Origin of the sequence: Paenibacillus sp. BT-177, assembly GCF_025846815.2 — a bacterium.
In the GTDB taxonomy this organism is placed as follows: Bacteria; Bacillota; Bacilli; order Paenibacillales; family Paenibacillaceae; genus Paenibacillus; species Paenibacillus polymyxa_C.
Window position 1 is genome coordinate 1 of record NZ_JAOYTP010000022.1, and the last position, 8330, is coordinate 8330.

Genomic DNA, 8330 nt, shown 5'->3' on the forward strand with positions numbered 1-8330 from the left:
CGTACGGACTCGCCCTGGATCGCCTGCTCGTAGCCTGTCGAGAAATCTTCAAACAGAATCCGCCACGACACCCCGTCCACCACCAAGTGGTGAATGGCGATCAGCAGATGGTCGCCCTCGATTGTGCGGAACCATCCGAGTTTCACCAGAGGTCCTGCGGACAGGTCCATGCTGCTTTGGATTTCCGTTGCCTTCGCTTCTAGCGCTTCCGCATCAGCGGGCTGTTCACGGTAGTCCACCGTTTCTAGCGTATACAGCGTGCCTTCCTCAACATGACGAGTCCAAGCTATATAACCAGCGGAAGTCTGATGGAATACCGTACGCAGCGCATCATGATGCTTCACGAGTTGATCCATGACTTGACGAATCGCCGTCTCCTCAAAGCCCTCCGCGCGATAGAGCATGACCGCTTGATTAAAGTGCTGTGGACGCTCGCGCTCCTGGGCAAAGAACCAATGCTGGATCGGAAGTAGCGCCGTTTCCCCGCTGACTTCTTCCTGATCTGCCATACGACGGACCTCGTGCATATGCGGTGCCAGGGCTTCAACGGTTGGATACTGGAACAAATCCTTCATGTCCAGCTTATAGCCGGCCTGGAACGCACGAGACGCGATTTGGATCGCCTTGATCGAATCACCGCCCAGATCAAAGAAATTGTCCAGAATACCGACCGTCTGCAGCCCCAGTACCGACTCCCAGACCGCTACCAGCGCGCGCTCTTGCATAGTGCGCGGCTCGGCATAATCGACTCCAGTTTGCAGGCTGCCCTCTGGTGCAGGCAAGGCCTTGCGGTCGATTTTGCCATTCGGTGTCAGTGGCAGCTGTTCCAGTTGTACAAAGTACGATGGCACCATGTAGCCTGGCAACTCCCGTCCCAGCTCACTTCTTAGCTTGCTGGCCTCGACTTCTTGTCCCGCGACATAGTAGGCCACCATGTGGTTTTGGCCCATTTCGTCCGTACGGGCCACGACGACCGCTTCGCGTACCGATTCTACTTGGAGCAGCTGCGTTTCCACCTCGCCCAGCTCAATCCGATAACCCCTGATTTTCACCTGATGATCGATCCGGCCCAGATATTCAATGTTCCCGTCCGGCATCCATCTCGCCAAATCGCCAGTGCGGTACATCCGCTCATACCCGGCTTCTCCGTCGGCAAACGGATCGGCTACGAATTTCTCGGCCGTCAGCTCCGGTCGGTTCAGGTAACCGCGGGCTACACCGACACCGCCGATGCACAGTTCCCCTGCAACCCCAATCGGCTGCAATTGCTCCGTGCCTTCCTTGACGATGTACAGACGGATATTTTGAATCGGTTTCCCGATCGGGATAACCGTATATTCCTTATCCGGCTCGCAATCGAAGTACGATACGTCCACCGTCGCTTCGGTTGGGCCGTACAGGTTGATCAGCTTCGCTCCGGTCAGGCTCGATACGAGCCGCTGGAACCGGGCCACATGTTGTGGCGGCAACGCTTCACCACTGGCAAAGACATGGCGCAGTGTGCCCAGCTTCGCTTGCATCACTTCCCGTGACTGCTGCTCCACGTACTCCAGGAACGCATGCAGCATGGCTGGAACAAAGTGCATCGTGCTCACGCCATCGCGGGCAATCGTGTCGACGATGTCTTCCGGGTTCTTTTCCCCGCCGACCGACAGCAGGCTTACCTTTGAGCCGACCATCGACCACCAGAACAGCTCCCACACCGACACGTCGAAGGTGAAGGCGGTCTTTTGCAGGATCGTATCTTCTGCACCCAGGCCGTAGCGATCATGCATCCACAAAATCCGGTTTAACACGGAATGGTGCTCCACCATTACACCCTTCGGTTTTCCAGTGGAACCGGAGGTGTAGATGACATAGGCGACATGGTGCGGCCCAGCCAGGGGCTCCAGATTTGAACCATCTTCGTGGTAAATATTCTTGCCATCCTGCTCCTGACGATCCAGCACCAGCACCTGACCGTCGAAACTCCGTGATGCTTGCTCCGCCAGATGCGATTGCGTCAGCACCAGCTTCGCGCCTGAATCCTCCAGCATAAAGCGGATGCGGTCAGCCGGATATTCCGGATCAATCGGCACATAGGCTCCGCCTGCCTTCAGGATCGCATAGATGCCTACGATCATGTCCAGTGAACGGTGGACCAGAATGCCTACCGGCTGATCCGGTTCAACCCCTTCGGCACGCAAGGTGCGTGCGAGACGGTTGGCTCGCTCATTCAGCTCTGCGTAGGTCAACGATTCCGCTCCGCACAACACCGCCACTTGCTCCGGCGTGTTCGCTGCCTGCTGCTCGAATAATGCGCTTAGCGTTTGATCCTGCGGATAGGCTGCCGCCGTATCTCCCCACACCTGAACGATCTGTGTCTGCTCTTCCGGTGTCACCAATTCCAGCTCATTCACATGGATATGCGGATTGTCCACGATTTGTCCGATGACGTGGTTGATATGACCATAGATACGCTCCACTGCAGACCGGTTATACACCAGCGCATTGTATTCAAACAGGATAGAGATATCCTCATCAGGTACGACAATCAGATTAAAATCGTAGTTGGTTTGCTCTGCAAGTGCCACATTGGCAATAGAGAAGCCTGTTTGTGCCTTTGTCTCGCCGGAACCGCCCATCTGCTTCATCTGCTGCCCGATTGGGTAGTTTTCAAAGACCATGATGTGATGAATTAGGTCTTGTTTTTGTTCAGTCAGTGCCTGAATGTCGTACAGCGGGAACGTATCATAGACACTGGAGGCCAAAGCCTGTTCCTGTGTACGCTGCAATACTTCAGCAAATGTAGCATCCGGTGCACTGCATATCCGTACCGGAATCGTGTTGATAAACAAACCGATCATGTTCTCTACGCCTGCAATTTCTGCCGGACGACCGGATACAACACTACCAAACACAACATCCTGATTATTATTGTATTTCTGTAAAATAACGCCCCAAACGCTCTGCAGCAATGTGTTAATCGTTACATGTTGTTGCTTGGCAATTCGGTTTAATGTGGCACTCCGTTCTTTACCCAACATAAATGGCAGCTTTTCCGAAACATAACCGGAATTTGAACTTCCACCGCTTCTGTCTGTATCTTCATCACGTTCTACTACAGAAGCTTGCACGTTCTCACTAGGCAACAATGTTTGCTGCTCAAAACCTGCCAAATAGTTACTCCAATAACGGGTCGCTTCTCGTGCATCTTGATGTTCCAACCATTCGATATAGTCACTATACGGCTTGACAGGTGCGAGCTCTGGCTGCTTATTCTCCAGCAAGGCAACATATGCACCAAACACTTCGTCCGTCATCAGGGACAGGCACCAGCCGTCCATCACAATATGATGGAAGCTCCATACAAAACGGTATGAGCGATCACCCGTGCGGAAGACAGCTACGCGCATGAGCGCATCCTTGCTTAAATCAAAGCCTCGAGCTTTGTCCTGGGCCACAAATTCAGCTACAGCCTGTTCACACCCTCCGACATCCTCATAAAAGAAGCTCGGATTTCTATGACGATAGACAATCTGCAACGGTTGACCATGCCAGCCACTATAGAAATTCGTCCGTAATATAGCATGTCGACTAACCAGCAGCTTCAAGCTTTCCTCGAATATAGACGGTGCAAAGTAGCCCTCAAGATCAAAGGTCGCCTGCTCAAAATACACGCCTGTTTCTGCATTCATCAAACTGTGGAACAGCATACCCTTTTGCATTGGCGTTAGCGGGTACACATTTTCCAATTCCCCAAGCGTCTTTGTCTGCTCCTTAATCGTATCTAATTGCTCCAGGGTCAGACCTTTAAACAGTACATCACTTGGAGTCAATTCGGTCCGCTCCCGTGTGACACAATGCTCGATCATTTCAAGCAGATTGGATTTCAACAGATCAGCCAGCATCTGCACGGTGTCCTTACGGAAGGCTTTTCCGTTATACCGAATCTCCAGTTCCAGGATGCCGTTCGTTACGATTCCGCTCACTTCGAGCGCATATTTCATCTTCGTACGGTCACTAATGACCGATCCCATCGAGTAAGGAGACATACGGATATCGCTGTTTTGCAAGTCCTGATCAAACTGTCCGAGATAGTTAAAGCTTACTTGTGGCTCGGCAAAAGCTTGATGTTGACCAACGGCTTGACCAGATTCATTCAGATATCTCCAAATTCCATAGCCAATTCCTTTATTAGGAATATGACGCAGACTCTCTTTGACCTGTTTGATGCATTCCGACAAAGCGTGATCACGGCCGATGTCAAGCCATACCGGATATTGACTCGTAAACCAGCCTACTGTACGAGAAAGGTCCGTATCCGGCAAAATGTTCTCACGTCCGTGTCCCTCTAAATGAATCAGACTGCGTTCATGACCCGTCCACGTGTACAGCGTCATGCCCAATGCGGTCAGCAGCAGATCGTTCACTTCCGTGTTATATGCGCGGTGTGCTTGCTTCAATAGTTTTTCTGTCTCTTCTTCCGTAAGCTGGAAGTCCACTGTATCCGTGTCAGCTAGGGTAAATGGCTCAGCCTGCCCTTGATCCTCAGGCAAACGTACTTGGTCTAACAAAGCGGCTGCGTTCCATTGTTCCCAGTAGGTGTGTTCACTTTCCATGGCTGCGCCATTCGCATAGGTGGAAAGTTTTTGTGACCAGGAACGGAATGATTCCGTTTTGTCTGGTAACTGGAGCGCCTCTTCACGGATGGCCTGTTCATAAGCTACAGCCAAATCCTCGAACAAAATACGCCATGATACCCCGTCCACGACCAAATGGTAAATTGCCATCAGGAGATGATCCCCGTCTGCACAGTGGAACAAGCCAGCCTTTAACAGCGGCCCTTCTTGCAGTTGAATACTGCTTTGAATTTCACTGGCTTTCGTCTCAATTGCCGTGCTGAGCATGACTTCATCCGTCAAATTGCTAAAGTCCAGCACATCCAAGTGGTACAGCTCGCCTTCCTGTATTCCACGGTTCCATGCTTGGTAGCCTTGCTCGGTCTTGCTGAACACCATCCGCAGTGCATCATGGTGCTCTGCTAGTTTGCCAAGCGCCTGACGCAGAGCAGACTCATCAAAACCCTGCTCCCGGTGCAGCATAACCGCCTGATTAAAGTGATGCACGTCTACTTGCTCCTGTGCAAAGAACCCGTGCTGGATCGGGAGCAAAGTCGTTTCTCCGCTTACTTCTCCCTGATCTATCATACGACTTGCCTCGTGCATATAAGGTGCCAGTGTTGCAACGGTTGGATAGCGGAACAAATCTTTCATGTCCAACTTGTAGCCTGCCTGGAACGCACGCGACACGATTTGAATCGCCTTGATGGAATCGCCGCCCAGGTCAAAGAAATTGTCCAAAGTACCTACAGTTGGCACGCCCAGGACGGACTGCCAGATCGCTACGAGTGCTCGTTCCGTTACAGTGCGTGGCACTGCATAATCCGCACCGCTGTGCAGACTGCCTTCCGGTGCAGGCAGTGCCTTGCGGTCGATTTTACCGTTCGGTGTCAGCGGCATCTGCTCCAACCAGATGAAATACGACGGCACCATATAGCTTGGCAGCTCTTGTCCCAGCTCCTGCCTCAGCTCATTAGCTCCAAGCTCTTGACTCGCCACGTAGTACGCCACTAGCTGGGTTTGACCCGTTTCGTCCGTGCGGGCCATGATGACCGCTTCTTGTACGGACTCCATCTGCAGCAGCTGCGATTCGATCTCGCCCAGTTCGATCCGGTAGCCTCTGATTTTCACTTGATGGTCCATCCGACCCAAATATTCAAGGTTGCCATCCGGCATCCATCTTGCCAAATCGCCTGTACGATACATCCGCTCATGGTCTGCCTTGTCACCAGCAAACGGATTATTTACAAATTTCTCGGCCGTCAGTTCTTCACGTTTCCAATACCCACGGGCCAATCCTTCCCCGGCAATACATAACTCACCCGGCACACCGACTGGCTGCAACTCCCCATTCGCATTCATGATAAATATTTGGGTATTCGCGATAGGGCGTCCAATGTTAATTTGTTGAGCATGGGTCAGTTCCTGCACAGTCGACCAAACTGTCGTTTCTGTAGGTCCGTACATATTGTAAATACGGGGACCGTTTATTTCTTGCAGTGCTGCGAGCAGCTTGGACGGAAGGGCTTCGCCCCCGACCATAATTGCCTTCACGCCTTGCAGCGCGCAGGAGCCTGCTTCATGACCCAGCAGCATTTGCACCCGGGATGGTGTCATTTGCAACATCTCAATATGATGATGAGCAATCAATTCACCTAGTGCCTGAGGATTCACCTGATGCTGGCTGTCGCCAAGCACGACCGTCATTCCACCCAGCAGAGGCAAGATGGTTTCTAAGACAAAAATATCGAATGAAATGGTCGTCAGTGACAAAATGGTTTGGCTGGCTTCAAAGTCAATGACTTCGCGCATCCCTGTAATAAAATTGAGGACCGAGCGATGCTGGAGCATAACTCCTTTCGGATTTCCAGTCGAACCAGACGTATAGATGACGTATGCCAAATGCTCTGGCTGGGCAATTGTCTCCTGGTTGCCGTTCTCTCCCTGATACAATTCTTTATCCTCAAGAAATATTGCATTGGCGTGGCAATGATGCTCTTCCAACAGATCACGACTGGTCAGAAGCACTGTGGCCTCGCTATCTTCCAGCATGTATGCAATACGAGAGGACGGAAATTCGGGATCAATTGGCACATAAGCACCACCTGCTTTTAGAACGGCCAGCAGACCTACGATCATTTCCACTGAGCGATGCACCATCAGGCCGACCAGTTTGTCAGGTCCTACTCCCTGTGCTTGAAGTATGCGTGCCAATGAGTTGGCCCGTTCATTCAGTTCCCGATAAGTCAGACTCTGATGTCCAAACACCAATGCCACCTGGTCTGGCGTATATTCTACCTGCTCCTCGAACAGCTGATGGATCGTCTGTTTGCATGGGAATGCACAAGCGGTGTCATTAAATGCCGTTGTAATCTGTTGTTTTTCCGCTGCTGTGAGTAGTTCCAGCTCATCAACCCGAACATGCGGGTTGAGCGAAATTTGCTCCAGCAGACGTGCGAAATGCCCATATAGACGCTCAATACCTGCTTGATCAAAGCTGAGCGTGTTATACATAAAACGAATTTTAATGCCTTCTCCCGGCATAACGACGACGTTCAGATCGTAGTTGGTTTCCTCTGTAGACACCACATTCGAAATTGTGAAGGGCTCCTGTCCTTCACTGCCCAACTGCTCTACCTGTTGCTCCACCGGATAATTCTCAAAAATCATAATATGATTGATTAAATCCTGTTTCTGCTCGGTCAGCGCCTGAATTTCATACAGCGGAAATGCATCGTAGGCATTGGAAGCCAGCGCCTGCTGCTGGGTTCGTTTCATCAGCTCGACAAAGGTTTCGCCTTGTTCAGACTGCACACGCACTGGAATCGTATTAATAAATAGCCCGATCATGTGCTCTACACCTGGAATATCCCCTGGGCGACCAGACACAACGCTGCCGAACACGACATCCGAACTATTGTTATATTTTTGCAACAAGATGCCCCATACCGTCTGAATCAGTGTGTTGATCGTGACCTGATTTTGCTTCGCCACCCGTTCAATCTGGGCAACCAGCTCTGGCTGGAATTCGCAATCCAGATCTTCAGCGATATATTCCCCGACGTGCATCGATTTAGGCTGTGTTTTTTGCTGAGGAAGCGTAATTTGCTGCTCATAGTCCGCCAAATACCCACTCCAGTATTGCAAGGCTGCCTCACGGTCCTGACGTTCCAGCCATTCAATAAATCGACTGAACGGCGTGACTGGCTCCAGTACTGGCTCCCCTCCCGCACGCAGTGCCAGATAGCTACCGAATACCTCCTGTGTCATAAAGGACAAGCACCAGCCATCCATCAAAATGTGATGGAAGCTCCAGATAAAGTGATACGTTTCATCCCCGGTTTGCAGGATGGAGATACGAATGAGTGCGCCCTCTGCGAGATTGAATCCTTTCGCTTTATCTTCAATGACAAAAGCTTCAACACGAGCTGCTCGTTCCTCTTTCTCCAGTCCGCGAAGGTCTTCATAATATAATTGTCCGCTACGGTTGCGGAAAACGACCTGTACAGGCTCGTCCTTCCATGAACTGATAAAGTTCGTCCGCAATGCCTCATGACGCTGTACGAGCAAATCAAAACTTTTACCGAAAGTAACCACATCAAAACGCCCGTTCAACTCAAAGGTGGCCTGCTCAAAATAAGCCGCCGAATTCTCATCCATCAAGCTGTAAAAGAGCATCCCCTTTTGCATCGGCGTCAAGGCATATACATTTTCCAGCTCGCCCAGATC

1 protein-coding gene is annotated in these 8330 nt (G+C 51.3%); it reads right to left on the bottom strand.

The window, feature by feature from the left end:
- Window positions 1-8330 (bottom strand): amino acid adenylation domain-containing protein (locus OIU26_RS25620; RefSeq protein ID WP_436449215.1); only part of this gene is annotated, 8330 nt, incomplete at both ends.